The sequence below is a fragment of the Enterococcus sp. AZ091 genome, from assembly GCF_051714805.1.
GTDB lineage: Bacteria > Bacillota > Bacilli > Lactobacillales > Enterococcaceae > Enterococcus_D > Enterococcus_D gallinarum.
Genome location: NZ_JBIOSO010000001.1, coordinates 1,941,268 through 1,956,823 on the forward strand (window position 1 = coordinate 1,941,268; position 15,556 = coordinate 1,956,823).

General features: G+C 40.3%; 16 protein-coding genes and 1 tRNA gene. 6 read left to right on the top strand and 11 right to left on the bottom strand.

Annotated elements, in window-relative coordinates:
• The first annotated feature begins 304 nt into the window (after positions 1-304).
• A complete protein-coding gene (locus tag IGJ28_RS09670; RefSeq protein ID WP_135171963.1) occupies positions 305-2,386 on the top strand; it encodes a hypothetical protein in 2,082 nt (693 codons plus the stop codon).
• 177 nt (positions 2,387-2,563) lie between these two features.
• On the opposite strand, the gene IGJ28_RS09675 is transcribed toward IGJ28_RS09670, so the two are convergent.
• From IGJ28_RS09675 to IGJ28_RS09705, 7 genes are all read right to left on the bottom strand, one after another.
• Positions 2,564-2,716: a hypothetical protein gene (locus tag IGJ28_RS09675; protein WP_237559012.1), complete on the bottom strand. Its 153-nt coding sequence runs from the start codon at positions 2,714-2,716 to the stop codon at positions 2,564-2,566.
• A 181-nt stretch (positions 2,717-2,897) separates the two neighbouring features.
• On the bottom strand, positions 2,898-3,110 hold the full coding sequence (locus tag IGJ28_RS09680) for a hypothetical protein (RefSeq protein WP_311809718.1): 213 nt from the start codon (positions 3,108-3,110) through the stop codon (positions 2,898-2,900).
• Between the two features lie 2 nt (positions 3,111-3,112).
• Positions 3,113-3,238 (bottom strand): hypothetical protein, encoded by a 126-nt coding sequence (locus tag IGJ28_RS09685; protein WP_301554794.1) that lies wholly within the window; start codon positions 3,236-3,238, stop codon positions 3,113-3,115.
• Between the two features lie 9 nt (positions 3,239-3,247).
• Positions 3,248-4,633, bottom strand: a complete 1,386-nt coding sequence (gene uxaC, locus IGJ28_RS09690; protein ID WP_138371788.1) for a glucuronate isomerase — start codon at positions 4,631-4,633, stop codon at positions 3,248-3,250.
• 20 nt (positions 4,634-4,653) lie between these two features.
• Positions 4,654-6,159 (bottom strand): UxaA family hydrolase, encoded by a 1,506-nt coding sequence (locus IGJ28_RS09695; protein WP_252711857.1) that lies wholly within the window; start codon positions 6,157-6,159, stop codon positions 4,654-4,656.
• Positions 6,160-6,161: 2 nt separating this feature from the next.
• Positions 6,162-7,577 carry a tagaturonate reductase gene (locus IGJ28_RS09700; protein WP_252711858.1) on the bottom strand — a complete coding sequence of 472 codons (1,416 nt, stop codon included), beginning with the start codon at positions 7,575-7,577 and terminating at the stop codon, positions 6,162-6,164.
• Between the two features lie 97 nt (positions 7,578-7,674).
• On the bottom strand, positions 7,675-8,655 hold the full coding sequence (locus IGJ28_RS09705; RefSeq protein WP_438845345.1) for a LacI family DNA-binding transcriptional regulator: 981 nt from the start codon (positions 8,653-8,655) through the stop codon (positions 7,675-7,677).
• Positions 8,656-9,108: 453 nt separating this feature from the next.
• Here IGJ28_RS09705 and IGJ28_RS09710 point away from each other — a divergent pair, with 453 nt between their 5' ends.
• The 5 genes from IGJ28_RS09710 to IGJ28_RS09730 all read left to right on the top strand — a co-directional run bounded on the left by IGJ28_RS09710 (position 9,109) and on the right by IGJ28_RS09730 (position 12,808).
• A complete protein-coding gene (locus IGJ28_RS09710; RefSeq protein ID WP_438845346.1) occupies positions 9,109-10,422 on the top strand; it encodes a glycoside hydrolase family 28 protein in 1,314 nt (437 codons plus the stop codon).
• A gap of 170 nt (positions 10,423-10,592) precedes the next feature.
• Positions 10,593-10,784 (top strand): hypothetical protein, encoded by a 192-nt coding sequence (locus tag IGJ28_RS09715; RefSeq protein WP_252711861.1) that lies wholly within the window; start codon positions 10,593-10,595, stop codon positions 10,782-10,784.
• 290 nt (positions 10,785-11,074) lie between these two features.
• The gene (locus IGJ28_RS09720; protein WP_438845347.1) at positions 11,075-11,521 is read left to right on the top strand and encodes a GNAT family N-acetyltransferase; all 447 of its coding nucleotides are present in this window, start codon (positions 11,075-11,077) and stop codon (positions 11,519-11,521) included.
• Positions 11,522-11,608: 87 nt separating this feature from the next.
• A complete protein-coding gene (locus tag IGJ28_RS09725) occupies positions 11,609-12,472 on the top strand; it encodes a VOC family protein (RefSeq protein ID WP_208774235.1) in 864 nt (287 codons plus the stop codon).
• A gap of 117 nt (positions 12,473-12,589) precedes the next feature.
• Positions 12,590-12,808, top strand: coding sequence for a hypothetical protein (locus IGJ28_RS09730; protein ID WP_005472469.1), 219 nt, complete (start codon positions 12,590-12,592; stop codon positions 12,806-12,808).
• 200 nt (positions 12,809-13,008) lie between these two features.
• Here IGJ28_RS09730 and IGJ28_RS09735 read toward each other — a convergent pair whose 3' ends face one another.
• The 4 genes from IGJ28_RS09735 to IGJ28_RS09750 form a co-directional block, all read right to left on the bottom strand.
• The gene (locus IGJ28_RS09735; protein ID WP_138371794.1) at positions 13,009-13,500 is read right to left on the bottom strand and encodes a prolyl-tRNA synthetase associated domain-containing protein; all 492 of its coding nucleotides are present in this window, start codon (positions 13,498-13,500) and stop codon (positions 13,009-13,011) included.
• 361 nt (positions 13,501-13,861) lie between these two features.
• Positions 13,862-14,272, bottom strand: a complete 411-nt coding sequence (locus IGJ28_RS09740) for a hypothetical protein (protein ID WP_003127172.1) — start codon at positions 14,270-14,272, stop codon at positions 13,862-13,864.
• A gap of 57 nt (positions 14,273-14,329) precedes the next feature.
• The gene (locus tag IGJ28_RS09745; protein ID WP_103300049.1) at positions 14,330-14,632 is read right to left on the bottom strand and encodes a hypothetical protein; all 303 of its coding nucleotides are present in this window, start codon (positions 14,630-14,632) and stop codon (positions 14,330-14,332) included.
• 710 nt (positions 14,633-15,342) lie between these two features.
• Positions 15,343-15,424 (bottom strand) — tRNA-Leu (locus IGJ28_RS09750).
• Between the last annotated feature and the right edge of the window lie 132 nt (positions 15,425-15,556).

Here is a 15,556-nt window from a genome sequence, read left to right on the forward strand (position 1 = left end):
TGGATTTTGCAAAGAGTAGGGGTTTTCTTTGTCGAATTTTCCGATAAAAAAATGAATGGAAGAACCTCTTCTCTGAGAAGGCGGATCGTGGTTCTAGCCAAGTTCGATCAAGAAGAAGGGGGGAGCCGCTTACTAAAGAACAAACAGTTAGTTTTCTTGCAGCTTTGCTCTAGTTTTTTTCTTTATTTGATAAATTTTTTAGACTATTCAATTGTCATTGGATATGAGTAAATAAATTAGGGGTTCTATCGATTTTCCACTAAATCAATTGATAGAAAGAACAAATTAAATTAGGAGGATTAAGATGAAAAAATGGTTTCTAGTAGCAATGCTATTTATTTGTAGTGTCTTTGTTAGTACGCAAAAGGCAGCTGCCCAAACGGAGGGCTCGATCACAGATTCCTCTTATTATCGCAACGCTTTAACCGAGAAGATTCCTGCAGATAATGCTTTTATTATGAGAAATGGTGAATCAACCACGATAGAAAAAGTGTCTGGAGTCGTGAATAGTGAAAGAATAGTTACTGGGATTAATTCTGTAAAAGAGAGCGCTGCTCTGATAAGAAATGTTGGGTATTATCAAGGGCATCCGGTCAATGTCAAGGTGACTGTCAAGATGTTGGAACCTTCAGGTGCGGATATGCTTATCACGAAAAACGAATTTCTAAGATTGAAAATATGGGCAAATGGTACCTCAGAAATCACCTATGAATTTTTAGACGATAAGATGCAGCCAATTCAACTAAAGACGACTTTTAATGAAATGGGTTTGAACAAATGGAAAGACATACGAATTCCTCAGGCTGCTACTGCCATAGAACATATCTTTGCTGCTCCCGATTCCACGATCCAATACAGCGAAGACGAGCAAGGCACTTTGACGTTAAAAGGACAAGGAAACGCAGATAATTGGTCAGATGATGCTTGTAAACTGGCAATCACAACAAAATCTATCTCGAAGTTTCAGTTTATTGTCAAAAATAATGACTCAAGATCTTCTATCGCTGGGATATCTGAATTAAAGTATTTATCCGTTTTTTTCCCAGCAGTTGAATTTCCTTATGCCTATCCACAAACACTAGCCACTCAGAACATCGAAAACAATGAAGTGATCACTCGTTTCCAACAAACAGTTCCTTACACTGAAACAAACAATTCTCGAACAACTTTATCTTACAGAATCGAAAATCCAGATCAAAATCAGTTTCAATTAAAAGGAGTCGAGATCAAAGATTTTTCTGGAACGGATCGAACAAATTGGTTTGACCAGACCATCGATGATGAGGGGAATTTGCTTGTTCATGCAAAAGCTTCTACACTAAAAAACCGGGCCTTTTATGACAATAGTTATCAGTTTACCATTCACCACACCTTTACTGGAAGTGCAGAACAACCGGTCGATCCTGCACTGATCGAGAATGACTGTTTTCAACTTCAACCAATTCTTTATGAAGATATTGGTGATGGTGAACAGTTAATCGGAAAACTTTCTGCGTCCATTTACTACTATAACGAAGTGAAGATCAAATTTGTTGATGAAAACAATCAACCGCTCTTAGATTCGGGGGAAATCAGAGGGCTGATCACCCATTCTGTTGATTTATCTTCGTTCTATCCCACCATTACTGGGTACTATCCGATCCGAGAAGAAAAAGACCACATCATTGTCATGCCAGATTCTCAAGAAGTTTTCCATCGTTACAAAAAAGGTGTCCCACTACTCTTTACATTAAAAGACCGACAACAAAGAATCGTGATTCCACGCTTTTCTAAAGAAGTCAAGTTATCTTATGACCTTTCCCATGACAGCCATCAAAGCGTCCAAGTTGTTGCCCAATATGGAGAGAAAAAACAGGTGCTAAGAAACTATGATGTGGGAAATACACAAACGGAAGACTCGGTCGTTTTCGAAGTACCAGAAGAATGGCTTAATAAAGAGGTAAAATTATATCTAGAGAATAAAGAGGGGGATCAATCAGCAGCAGAAACTCGCGTGTTTGTTCCTGAGTCAGGACCAAGGCTGCAAGTGCCGGCAGTCTTATCTTTTGGAACACACCCTATTCCAGCTTTTAATCAGTATCTTTTTGCTGAAAGTCAGCCAATCAAAGTGGAAGATAACAGTCGCTTAGAAAAAAGCAAATGGACAGTGAAAGTAAAAATCGATACGCCGCTTAAAAACAGTCAGCAACAAGAGCTGCGAGATGCGCTGATTTTTGTTGATAAAACAGGGGATATTCTCTTGTCGGACAAAGCACAGCCGGTCTGGGAAGGCAGTGGATCCGCCACATTAGCTGAGAATCGATTGAAGCTGTTATTGCGACCAACGGATCATGTCGGGGAGTATCACGGCTCGCTGGTTTGGATGTTTGAAGATGCGCCTCAGTAAAAAAATTTTCTATCCGTAAAGTTCAACCTTTTTTCATAATAAAACAAAGTAAGAAACAAGCCCTTAATTCACTAAGGCTGCGACATTCACATAGCTGAAATAAACAAGCAACGTGTTTCCAAAGGGAGAAAAACACGTTGCTTGTTGTTGATTGGTAAACAAAGAATTCTAACCGAATTACAGCAATATCTCACTGCTGAGAGAAAGATTCGCTTCTTTGATTGCTTGACAAATCAAGCGAGCAACGATTAAAGCCCCTTGATCATTCAAGTGAGTATTGTCACTGATACCTTCGGGATAATTCGGATATTCGTTTTTTGAAAGATGCAAAAAAAAAACTGGCGAGCTTGCCTAGTTGCAAATGTGGAAAAATAGTTTTGCGTCATCGTGAATATATCCAGACAAGGAATCTCAAAGGCAGCAGCAAAATCTCTCATAGCTTCTGGATAAGGTCCCACGGTTAGGGGATCCAAGTCATTATGCTGATGGAACTTCAAGCGAGTGATAGAAGTCAGTAAAACTGGATTTGCTTGCTTTTTTGTGCAACAGCAATAAACTGTGCTAAATTTTCTTGATGTTCTTTTGGCGTCGTTCCTCGTTCAGGATCTGTTTTCTGATCGTTATGCCCAAACTGAATCAAGAAATAGTCTCCGGGTGCAAGTAGTTGCTCTGCGTGCAAGAGGCGTTCTTCTTGAATGAAGCTTTTGGTTGAACGTCCATTCATTGCTAAATGAATGACCGTAACCTCTGGGGAGAGGAAGGTTGGTATTTTTCTCCCCAGCCAGTTTCCGGACGCTTGTCATTCATTTTTGTTGCAGCAGTTGAATCACCGGCAATAATTAGTTTAACCATCATCCACCTCTAAAAATCAAAATAATCCGCTGCATTTTGGTAACAGATACCTTCAACAAATTCTTTTAACTGTCTGGTATCACATGGTGCTTCGCCGCGAAGAATGAGTTCTCCCAACCATTCACAAAAAACTCTTCGGAAATATTCATGTCTGGTATACGAAAGAAAACTACGGGAATCAGTCAGCATACCAACAAAATTTGCTAACACGCTACCATCTGCAAACTTCGTCAATTGCTGACGCATGCCGGCACGGGTATCGTTGTACCACCAGCCAGAACCTAATTGTATTTTATTTTTACTTTCTTTTTGATAACAGCCCATCAGTGCCACCAGTACGTCATAATCATTAGGATTCAATGAATACAAAATCGTTTGAGGAAGAGCCTCTTTCCTCTCCGCAGCATCCAGTAATGCTTGAAGTGAGCCAGTGATCGGCTGATCGTTGATGCCGTCATAACCTGTGTCAGGTCCCAATTGATTGAGCATATTCGTGTTGCAGTTTCTATAAGCATGAAGATGCAGTTGCATCGTCCAGTCATGGTTGTGATATTGTTCAAATAAATGAAGCAAGAGGGCAGAGCGATAGACTGCTGCTTCTGCTTCTGTAATGATTTCCTGATTTCTCGCTTTTTCAAAGATAGCTTGAGGAGACACGCTGTTTTCTAGGAAATGCAAGTGATCCAATGCGTGATCGGATAAGCGACAATTCATTTGGTGAAAAAAAGTAATTCGGCAGTCAAGTGCTGTTAACAAATCTTCATAGCTATCGATCCTGTGGCCAACAACTGTTGCTAATTGATCGATATAGTCGTTAAATCCACTTTGTTGGATATTTAAGGCTTTATCAGGACGAAAGGTTGGTAATACCCGAAAGCGGCTTTCTTCGTTAGCCAATTTGCGATGAAATGCTAGTGAATCTGTCGGATCATCGGTAGTACAAATGAGTTGCACATTGCTGTTGGCGATGATTTCTCTTCTGCTAAAGGTCTTTGATTGCAATTTTTGGTTGACGATTTGCCAGATTTCTGGCGCGTTTTCTTCATTGATCATAAGATCGACACCAAAGAAACGTTTTAACTCCAAGTGGGTCCAGACGTAAAGGGGGTTGCCGATAATTTTAGGAACTGTCTGGCACCAAGCAATAAATTTGTCATAATCCGCTGCTTCGCCAGTAATCAACGATTCATCTACTCCACATGCCCGCATCAACCGCCATTTGTAGTGGTCACCGGCCAACCAAGCTTCGGTGATATTTCGGAAAGGATGATCATCATAAATCTCTTGGGGATCTAAATGGCAGTGGTAGTCAATGATAGGCATTTTCTTGGCGTATTGATGATACAAATCTTTGGCAAAGTCATTCGTTAGTAAAAAATCATCATTTAAAAACATTGGCTTCCTCTTTTCTTCGTTTATAAAGTGACACCATTCTTGAAGATGGCGATTTCTCGAACATTATTTGCTTCATTACGGGTTTTGGTCCCACTAGCGACCGCAATGATCGCTTGAATAAAATCAGCGAGAACGTCTTCCATTGGTTCATATAATAACCGACCTGCATTGAAATCCATCCAATGGGGTTTCTTCTCGAATAATTCTTGGTTGGTGGCAACTTTCATCGTAGGGACAAAGGCACCAAAGGGGGTTCCTCGTCCTGTCGTAAATAAGACCAACTGACAATCAGCCGAAGCGAGAGCAGAAGCAGCCACTAGGTCATTACCAGGTCCTTCAAGAAGACTGAGACCGCTTTCGCGGATTTTATCTCCGTATTTCAAGACGTCGACGACCGCAGAGGTGCCGGATTTTTGCGTGCAGCCTAAAGACTTATCTTCCAATGTGGTGATTCCACCCGCTTTATTGCCTGGAGAAGGATTCTCATAAACAGGTTCGCCATACGAAAGAAAATAATCTTTAAAGTCATTGATCAGATGAAGAATCTTTTCAAAAGTTGCTTGGTCTTTGGCACGAGACATCAATACTTGCTCGGCACCAAACATTTCCGGTACTTCCGTCAACACAGTGCTGCCACCTTGAGAAACCAAGAAATCTGAAAATGCTCCTAATAACGGGTTGGCAGTGATACCAGAAAATCCATCTGAGCCGCCGCATTTTAAGCCAACTTTTAACTCACTCAACGGAACGTCTTCACGTCGATCATCTTTGGCTGCTTGCAGCAATTCGTGCAATAATGCTTCACCCGCTTCGATTTCATCTTGGCTTTCTTGAGCGACTAAGAATTTGACACGATCTGTGTCATAATCACCTAGCTTTTCTTTAAATTCAGCGACCGTATTGTTCTCACATCCGAGTCCGAAAACGAGCACCCCACCAGCATTTGGGTGTTGCACAGCATCAATCAAAATTTGCCGGGTGTTTTGGTGATCTTGCCCTAATTGAGAACACCCATAAGGATGTTTGAGAATCGTGACCGAGTCAAAGGTTCCTAAGTCGGGACGACTTTGTTTGAAATTTTCGACGATGATCTCAGCGATTCCATTGATACAGCCCACTGTGGGTACGACATACAAATCATTACGAATCCCGACTTTGCCATTTTTTCTCCGGTAGCCTTTAAAAGTCAATTGGCTTTTTGGATACACTACTGGTTGTAGATTCGGCTCATAGGTATAAGCCAGCGTTCCTGAAAGATTGGTCTTGACATTGTGGGTATGTAAACACTGTCCAGCTTTTACATCGGACAAAAGATGACCAATAGGGTAACCATACTTGATGACGTGATCGCCTTTATTCAAATCAATAAGTGCGATCTTGTGACCTTGAGGAATCTCCTCTGTAAAACTATAGGATCGGCCTTCAAATGTAAGCTGTGTCTCTTTCGTGATTGCATGCAGAGCAACCGCAACATTGTCTTTTGGATGCAATTTGAGAAAATCGCTTTTGTTTTTTATTTCTGTCATAATCATTCCGCCTTTTTTTGAGTCGGCTCATTTTTTAATGAGTCAACGAGGTGTCGAGAACCCTTGTATGAAAGTAGCACTACCATTTGTGAAACTTCTTTGTTGAACACGCTCAAGTCCACTCCCCATAACTTTTCTTGTCCTAGAATAAAACTGACTTGTTTAGAAGAGTCGAGCGCCCGTGCCTTTTCAAAGAGAGCTAGCACAGCTTCATCGTCTTGACAATCGGTCGTTAAATACAAGTAAATCAGTCCGGCTAATGATGCAATGATTCTTGGCGGCAGTAACTGTTGCTGATGATGACGGAGCAACAACGGCAAGAGACGTGCTTTAAATTTTGAGACGCTATTCAAGGCGATCGACTGCAGTTGATGATGAACATAAGGATTTTTAAACCGTTCTTTGATCTGTTCCGCATACTGGATCAATTCTTCTTGCGGCAGGTCTAGCATAGGAATCAGTTCTTCATTGAATAGCTCATCAATGAAGCATGTAAAATCAGGATCAAGCATCACCTCTTCAACCGTTGCCAAACCAGCTAGAAGGGCCAGAGGGACCATGGCTGTATGAGGCCCATTCAAAAGATGCACCTTCCGTTCACGATAGGGGGTTAGGTCTTCAGTAAAGATTACATTCAAACTCGCAGCTGGCAATGGAAGTTTCTGAGATACGGTATGCGATGGGTCTTCGATCACCCACAACATGAATGGTTCGGCAGTGACCATCAAACGGTCCTCATACCCGTGTAATTGATTCAACTCCTCTGCTTTTGATTGGGGGTAACCAGGAACGATTCGATCGACTAAACTACAGCAGAAAGTATTTTCATTTTCTAACCAAGTATGAAAGCTGTCCTCTAGTTGCCACAGTGAGCAATATTGTTGGATACACGCTTTTAATTTTTCTCCATTTCGATCGATCAACTCACAGGGAATGATCGTGTAACCTGATTTATTCGCTTGGTATCGTTGATAGAGCAGCGCAGTTAATTTAGCCGGAAAACTTTTTGGCGGCATATCTGTCCGTTTATCTTGAGGATCAAAGGCAATTCCTGCTTCAGTCGTATTGGAAACAATGATGTCCAAGTCATCAATTTCAGCTAGAGCTAAATAATCCTGCCATTGTTCATAGGGATTCAATACGCGGCTAATCGTCGTGATGATCTCAGAGGTTTGGACAGGACGGCCGTCTGCTAATCCTTCTAAAATTACCGTATACAAATGATTCTGCTCCGCCAATAGAGATCCTAGACCTTGTTGAATTGGTTGGACTACTACAGCGCTGCCATTGAAGAGACCTTGCTTATTCATCTGCTGTAGCTGCCAGTTAAAAAAGCCTCGCATAAAGTTTCCTTCGCCGAATTGAATCACTTTTTCCGACTTGCGAGTAGGATGAGTCATTTCAGTTATTTTTTTCATTGTAACCTCCAATATTCATTGATTTATAATGAACGTCTGCCATTTTGCACACGTTAACATTTTTTGGCAACAGCCAAAAGCATTCAAGAAGCGAATGCTAGAGGGAATCTCTGATTGTTAGTTCTGTATCTAAAAGGTATTGTTTTTGTGAAACAGAACCGTTGATTGAATCTAGAAGCAGTTGTGCCCCAAGCTGACTCATTTCAAAAACGGGCTTGCTAATGGTTGTCAACGGGGGATTCGTATATTTTGAAAACGGGACATTGTCAAATCCAATAATGGCGATATCGGCAGGGATTGCAAGGCCATATTCAAGACAAGTGTTGATTGCGCCAATGGCCATGTCATCGTTGGAACAGAAAATCACTTCTGGCGGCTCTGCAAGTTCCAGTAATTGTTTGGCACATTTTCGACCGCTCTCGATAGAATAGTCTCCAGTGACAGCGTATTCTGTTGGAAACGCTAGCCCGTGCTTAGTAAGAGCCCGCATGAAACCTTTCTTACGCTCTATACTGGAACGAAAAGTTGGCTTGCCTTCAATGATCGCAACTTTTTTATAGCCTAACTGAATCGTGTAGTCAATGGCTTGATAAACGCCTTGCGCATCATTGCTTGTGACATTTAAAAATGATGGCTTATCCATTTGCCGATTGAGAACGACCACCGGCAAATCTAAGTGACTGATTTCTTCGATGAAAGTGTCATCTTGATCGCTTTGACTCATAACGATGATGCCATCCATCCTTGGCAAGTCCTCAACTGGACTGGTGAGGGTCGTCATATCGTGGACCGCTAAGCGATACTCTGGCGGTAGGGTGGTATTGATTCCCTTGATCACTTCAACCAAAAAGCGATCCGATGTACCTGCCGACAAATTAGAAAAGTAAAGGCCAATAATATACGACTTCTGATTGACTAGACTTTTGGCATTGACATTCGGCGTATAATTTAAAGAACGCGCAATGTCACCAATTTTCTTTTTTGTGGCTGGCTTGATTAGTGGACTGTCATTTAACGCTCTTGAAACCGTGGTATGGGAGACGCCTGCGATTTTTGCAATATCTTTGATAGTGACCATATGTATCCCTCGACTTTCTCATTGGTTTTAGCATATATCCTAAAGAGAGGAATGTCAATATATCAATAATGCACACGTTAACTTTTTTCTTTGAACCTGTATTCACAAGAAATTTTTTATGCTAGAATGGACATATCTTAAGAAATGATTCTGTCAGTAATTACAGGAGAAATCTCATGAAAAGGGTAGGGCTAATCAGAAACATTCAACCTTTTTTTATAACATTTTCCTTCCAGTTTCTATAATTGGAAGCGTTTTAATAATGGCGTTTGGAAGTTTCATTTATCATCGCACGTATAAGGATATTCAGAAAACATTGGTCCAAAATCAGCAAAATTTCGTTCAGCAAGTCAAAGGAAATCTCGATCAAAAAATTCAGATCGCTTTAAAGGATTTGCACAGCTGTGCAAACTAGCCTTTTAATAGAACCTTTAAAGAAGGAAGGGGAAAAGAATGGAAATTAGTATTGACATCAACGATTATTTAAATGAAAAGTCAGTGACAGCAACAATCCAAGGGTATATCGATCAGCTTCATCAGGCAGGAGGAGGGAGGCTGATGTTTGCCTCGGGTGTGTATCCAACAAGTTCACTGATGTTAAAAAGTAATGTTGAACTCCATCTACAACCGGGAGCTGTTCTTCGATTCTCGGATGATCCCAAAGAGTATCCAGTGGTGGTTTCGCGTTGGGAAGGGGTGAAACGGGAAGTCTATGCTTCTTGTATCTATGCCGACGGTGCCGAAAATATTGCAATCACAGGTTTTGGCACGATAGATGGTCAAGGTCAGAAATGGTGGGATGTCTTTCGCAATCATCCAGAGCAGCTAGAATATCCGCGACCAAAACTGATCAGTTTTGATTCCTGTCAGCAAATCACATTGCGAGATGTTAGTTTGGTTAATTCTCCTAGCTGGACAGTCAATCCAATCTTATGCCAAGACATCACTGTGGATAATATTAAGATCAAAAATCCTGCAGACTCGCCAAATACTGATGGCATTGATCCGGAGTCTTGCAAAAATGTTCGTATCAGCAATTGTTTGATCGATGTAGGGGATGATTGTATTGCCATTAAATCAGGAACAGAAGAGACAAAAGAACGCGTTTCCTGTGAAAATATCACGATCAGCAACTGTCAAATGCTCCATGGTCATGGTGGGGTCGTTTTAGGAAGCGAAATGAGCGGAGATATTCGCAATGTGACCATCTCAAATTGTATATTCCAAGACACCGATCGCGGCATTCGTTTGAAATCTCGTAGAGGACGCGGCGGGGTTATTGAGGATATTCGAGTGAACAACCTAATTATGGACAGTGTGATTTGCCCATTTACGCTGAATTTGTATTATTTTTGTGGTCCCAAAGGAAAAGAAAAGTATGTTTGGGATAAAAATCCTTACCCAATCTCTGAGGAGACTCCTCAGTTTAGGAGAATTCATTTTGCCAATATCTCCGCGCGAAATGTTCATGCTGCTGCTGGTTTTATTTATGGTTTATCTGAACAATTCATTTCAGATATCTCGTTTCATGAAGTAGCAATTTCCATGGCAAAAGAGCCCATACCCGGAAAACCAGCTATGATGACTGGAATGGAAGAGATGACTAGTCAAGGATTCTATATTGGCTGTGCTAAAAATGTTCATTTTGACCGTTTAGAATTAGTCGATGTTGAACATGCCTTCCATATCGAGAATAGCCAGGGGATTGAAGTTGACCGTTCCCAAGAAAATGGTAAGCCTCTCGTGCTTCATGGTGATTTTTCGTGAAACAGCGGCAAACGTTGCAAAGGTTTGGATCATTTCATAGAAAGGAACCAATAGTTCTTGTAAGAAAGTTCTTTTATGAGAAAACGATTGTCTCGAAAAGTTTTTGTTAGAACTCAATTAACAAGAACCAGTGTCGGCTTATTTTTGCCTATCCTTATGAGAAAAAGCTAGTGCCGTTTGTTCTTTTCAACCACTCTCATGGAGGCAGTTTTTCTATTGGCAAAGAAGAATTACGCAGTAGCAGTCACTATTTGCAGCCAGAAAGTTTTCTCGAAACATTGATCGCTGAGGGCTATGCAGTTGGAGCAATCGATATTTGGGGATTTGGTGAGAGAAAACATGGTGAAAGTACGGTGTTTTAAAATTTTAGTTCATAGGACAAACCACTCTGAACCACCATACTCAATAACAATCAACAGTTCTGAAACTACAATGATGCGTATTGATGGATCAGAAAGTAAATCAGATATAAAAACGGCTGGCAGCCTAGAGGGGGCTTGCCAGCCGTTTTATATCGTCTGTGCTTTATAAGAATTTATTTTATTAGAGAAGCCAACTACGCCAAAAAGGGTTTCCGAAAAAACAATTATCAAGCCGAAAGTGGTAAAATAATGCGAATGCTGCTTAATTTCAATAAGGAAGGATTTTTGAAATGGAAATTAAATTTTTGCAAAAAGATCAACCAAACTGGTTGGCTTATGCGGATCAAATTGCCAGCGTCGATTGGAAAGCTGCTGCATTTGTAGCAAATAAGATGCGTCAGAGAATCTATAACGACTGGGAAGGCGTTTTTGTGGCTGTTGCCCACAATCAATTAGCTGGATTTTGTACGATCGTCAAAGAGGATATTGTCCCTCTTCAAGTCGCTCCTTTTATTGCGACCGTGTATGTTGCTCCCAGCTATCGCGGCAATCATCTTAGTCAGCAATTGGTATCTGCTGCAGAACGACGCTTGCATCAGATCGGTTTTGATACGATCTATATTGTCACTCAGCTGACAGGTTTGTATGAAAAATTGGGCTATCAACAAATTGAGACAGCCACCGATCGCTTTGGGAGAAGGATGCGTGTTTTGGCAAAAAATGAAGAATTCTGCTAGTCAAGCAAATCTCTTTACTTACTTTAAGTTAGTGTTATTATTAAAGTAACAAGTCATCCATTCGAGATGAGAAAAGGAGCAGAAACAATGACGGTGATTATTCCAGAATTTCAACTTCATGAACAGACTCAAATTGGGAAAGTTGTCTTAAAAGTAGCCAACTTAGAAAAAATGATTGCTTTTTATACTCAAGTGATCGGACTATCATTGATCGAAAAAAATCAGCAGACAGCTCGCTTAGGTACGGCAGAGAAAATACTGCTTGAATTGATCAAAGTCGAAAATCCATTGCCTCTCACAAGGAAAACAGGACTGTTTCATGTCGCTTTCCTTTTGCCGACTCGCAAAGATTTAGGCAATACATTGATCCATTATTTGCAAAGCAATGCACCGATCGATGGCGCCAGTGATCATGGCTACAGCGAAGCATTGTACTTAACAGATCCCGAGGGGAATGGGATTGAAGTGTATCGTGATAAACCTAAATCTGAATGGGATATTCGAGAAGATGGCGAAATTGTTGGAATTACAAAAGAAATGGATGCAGAGGGGGTTGTCGCAGCAGCAGACAGCCAACAATCAAGTTTCCCCACAGGTACTATTGTGGGACATGTTCATTTAAAAGTTGCTGATTTAGCCCAGACAGAAACTTTTTATACCCAAGTCGTAGGACTGAGCTTAAAAAATAATTTTGGGAACCAAGCAAAATTTTTTGCGGCAGGAGATTATCATCACCATATTGGCTCGAATACTTGGATGGGCAAAGGTGTGACTCCTATGGCAGACAATGATCTAGGATTGGCTTATTATACCTTTGTGCTCCCAGACAAAGAAGCCTTTGAGTCATTGCTCACGCATCTTGAGAAGGAAAATGTATCCTTTACTCTTGAATCAAGTAGGCGTTTGGCTTTATTGGATCCAAATGGTATCCAAGTCAAAATGGAATACTAGGTAAAAATGATAGCTTTTGATGTTTTTGAATCCTTGATAGCAGTTTCAGTCTAAAGACGGATGGGGAAAGATCGGCTTTATGAGATACTTGGCATATCAAAAAAGGAGTGCAGGAACATGAAATGGTGGCATCTGATGAATACGCTATGGGTTTCATTGATTTTAACTAGTTTGCTGGTACTATTTGTTCAAGACCCATTTATGACTAATTATGGCATCGATCCAATGGCGAAATTTGCTTACTTGGCATTGATTGGTATTCTTGCGATTGGATTATATGGCGTCCAATCCGTCTGGAAACATCAATTAATGAAAGTATCAATGACAAAAAAATAAGCGGGGACCCGCCAGCGGGTCCTTTTTTGTTTTTGAAAGTCAGTTGCGGATGTGAAGCAAAAAATACCTTTTAGATGATAGTTTGCCGGGCAGCAAGTTTTGTGCACATTGATGAGGGGTGACTGGCGGGTTTGACAAAATAGATGCCAGTAAAAAGTATCAGGGCTGTGCGGACTGATTCCAGCACAACCCCATGAAAATCAGGAGATATCTATGATCTGATAAGAAAAGCCATTGACCGTTAAAAAGTTGAATACATCCTTGGTAGCAAGGAAGATCGTCTTGGTATTTGTATTAGGATGGAAACTCATTCGTGGTTCTTTAGTGATTTCGCGCTCAAAGAAAATCTGAATATCTCGCTCCGAATTGTTTAAGAGCCCAAATATGGAGACAACGCCAGGTGGCAAGTGCATTTTTTTCCTCAAAAGATCAGGAGAAGCTAATTTGACTCGTGATTCACCAGTGATTTCTTTGAGCAGATTTAGATCAAGCCGTTTTTGATCGTCCATTATTAGGAGATAATAGGCGGTCTTTTTTTTATTGGTTAAAAACATCGATTTTGTTCGAACCCCATCAATTCCAGCAATATAGCTGTCTGCTTCCGCAGTTGTACTTGCAGGCGGGTGTTCGATCACTTCAAAGGAAATGTTCAAGTCGGTCAGTTTTGCAGCAACAGATTCAAAAGGATCCAATACGATCAACTCCTAGTCTCTTTTTTATTACTATATCATAAGTATAAGTTTTAAAATGCCTATTCAATCGCATGAAAGATAGAGAGAGTAACAAAAAAGCAGCGTAGCTGCTAGTGTAGGTCGTTAGGTCGTTAACTTTAGTGATCGAAATCTGAAAACAGATCTGAAAAAATTTCTCATAAAGAATTGAGGAGCAAAGAGCTTTCGTCATGCGCATGGATCGAGCGTCTGTCAGTGAGAAGAAGCTGCTTTTTACAGGCTGATTCTGCCATTAGTTGTCAAAATAACCCCTTTTGCTTGATAAAGAGCAAGTAAGCGTCTCGTTACCAAATTATTTTTCCAAAGATTCATAAGCAGAAAGTTACTGAGATTCTTCGGCTGCAAGTTTGAGACCAAATTTAGAGATCACCCACAGTAGAACAGCAGCAATCAGGGTACCAACAAATCCAAAAAACATGTCTAGGGGATCGGGGGTATTCATAACGCCTAATACCGTTTCGCTTAATAAATTGGCAATCAGCAAGAAAATAGTCAATCCGAGAGTATAGGTGAATTTGACGCCCATCAATAACCAAAAATACCCTAGCAGACCAATGATCAAGCTAATAGAGAAATTGGAAATGTGTAAATAAAAGTCGGGGTAAATCGCTGTAAAAAAGGTTATATCTAGATATTTTGATAAATAGGCAAATAGTGCCAAAAAAATCAGTAGTAAATAGAGTAAAGATGCCCAAACTTTTGGGTAATAATGTAGCTTTATTTGATTTTTCAATATGAACTCCTGTAATCGATTGATTGGCTCAAAAACGTAGCTATTGTTCTGGTATAGTTAGGGATTGTTAATAAAAAACGCAGCTAGTGTTTTTTTTATTTGTTTATAGTCTTTTGTAACAAAATAGTTGGCTGGGACATTGATGATCGGCAGATCATTTTCGTTGTCAAACGGGACAAATGGATCAGGTACAACCAAATAATCCACTTGGTCTTTATCGCGGAAATAATTGATTGAGACATCATAATCATTGGCGAAATAATTCTTAAGCTCAGAATAATCTGCAAAAAAGAACGCTGGTGACAATGTGGTATAACTGAGCCCATTACTTGCAGTCAAAACGAAACAGATTTTTTTCATCTTATTTCTCCTTTTTTATGATTTTATTCGTACGTATATGTTAAGGGGGAGATCGATGAGAATGGTGTAAAAATACTAAAGGATCAAGAAAGTGTCCTGCACGTATTTACCAGACAATGTTTAAACCAAAACAGCTCGGTTGTCTGTGTCTTTTTATAGACAAGTTCATTCTTTTTTACTGGTCAATCGAGTGCTGTTAATTAGTGAGATCTGACTAACGACGGTCTAAATGAAAAGCAATTATTTGCTGACTCTAGTTTCTTTTTTTTGGTTTCTTTTATCATAGAGAAGTTTGAGCAACTCATAGAGAGCCGTGAGTACTGCAATGCAAAAAAGTAAAGTCGTATATCTGATAAGAAAAATTAGATTGAACCATAATCCGTAGACCATCGGCATAACCACGATCAAGCAAAGATACAATTCGATTTTTCGGCGTCTCCTCAATTGCAGCCATCGTTCATCAGACATGTTCTCGCTCCTTTGATCAAGATAGAATTTCCATGCAATCTTCTATGTGTTTGACTCTACGTATAGACAAATAGAAGAAATACTTAGAAACAGTATAACCGAAAATGACAAAACCACATAACTAGGACGGCAATTTCGTCCTAGTTGTGTTTTTGTCATAGATTTATAAATAACAATTGCATACAACTAATTGAACTGGAAATACAAAAAAAGCAAATTACCGAAGTAATTTGCCGGTACGATGCAGACGATGGGATTTGAACCCACACGAGCTAAGCTCACACGCCCCTCAAGCGTGCGTGTCTGCCGTTCCACCACGTCTGCTTATTGTTTTTGTAGACTGACAGCTGATTGCAGCCATCACGTCTAAAAAACATGTTACCGATTATCTTCACGTTTGTCAATGCTATTTTAGGGATTTATAAAAGGGCATTTTTCTCGCTTTTTATTGAAAAA

What these genes read in the sequence shown, in the direction of transcription:
- IGJ28_RS09680 (WP_311809718.1), bottom strand. Translation starts at nt 3,110, where the DNA reads ATGAATGGACGTTCAACCAAAAGCTTCATTCAAGAAGAACGCCTCTTG.
- IGJ28_RS09745 (WP_103300049.1), bottom strand. Translation starts at nt 14,632, where the DNA reads ATGAAAAAAATCTGTTTCGTTTTGACTGCAAGTAATGGGCTCAGTTAT.
- IGJ28_RS09695 (WP_252711857.1), bottom strand. Translation starts at nt 6,159, where the DNA reads ATGACAGAAATAAAAAACAAAAGCGATTTTCTCAAATTGCATCCAAAA.
- IGJ28_RS09670 (WP_135171963.1), top strand. Translation starts at nt 305, where the DNA reads ATGAAAAAATGGTTTCTAGTAGCAATGCTATTTATTTGTAGTGTCTTT.
- IGJ28_RS09720 (WP_438845347.1), top strand. Translation starts at nt 11,075, where the DNA reads ATGGAAATTAAATTTTTGCAAAAAGATCAACCAAACTGGTTGGCTTAT.
- IGJ28_RS09705 (WP_438845345.1), bottom strand. Translation starts at nt 8,655, where the DNA reads ATGGTCACTATCAAAGATATTGCAAAAATCGCAGGCGTCTCCCATACC.
- uxaC (WP_138371788.1), bottom strand. Translation starts at nt 4,633, where the DNA reads ATGTTTTTAAATGATGATTTTTTACTAACGAATGACTTTGCCAAAGAT.
- IGJ28_RS09700 (WP_252711858.1), bottom strand. Translation starts at nt 7,577, where the DNA reads ATGAAAAAAATAACTGAAATGACTCATCCTACTCGCAAGTCGGAAAAA.
- IGJ28_RS09710 (WP_438845346.1), top strand. Translation starts at nt 9,109, where the DNA reads ATGGAAATTAGTATTGACATCAACGATTATTTAAATGAAAAGTCAGTG.
- IGJ28_RS09725 (WP_208774235.1), top strand. Translation starts at nt 11,609, where the DNA reads ATGACGGTGATTATTCCAGAATTTCAACTTCATGAACAGACTCAAATT.
- IGJ28_RS09685 (WP_301554794.1), bottom strand. Translation starts at nt 3,238, where the DNA reads ATGGTTAAACTAATTATTGCCGGTGATTCAACTGCTGCAACAAAAATG.
- IGJ28_RS09730 (WP_005472469.1), top strand. Translation starts at nt 12,590, where the DNA reads ATGAAATGGTGGCATCTGATGAATACGCTATGGGTTTCATTGATTTTA.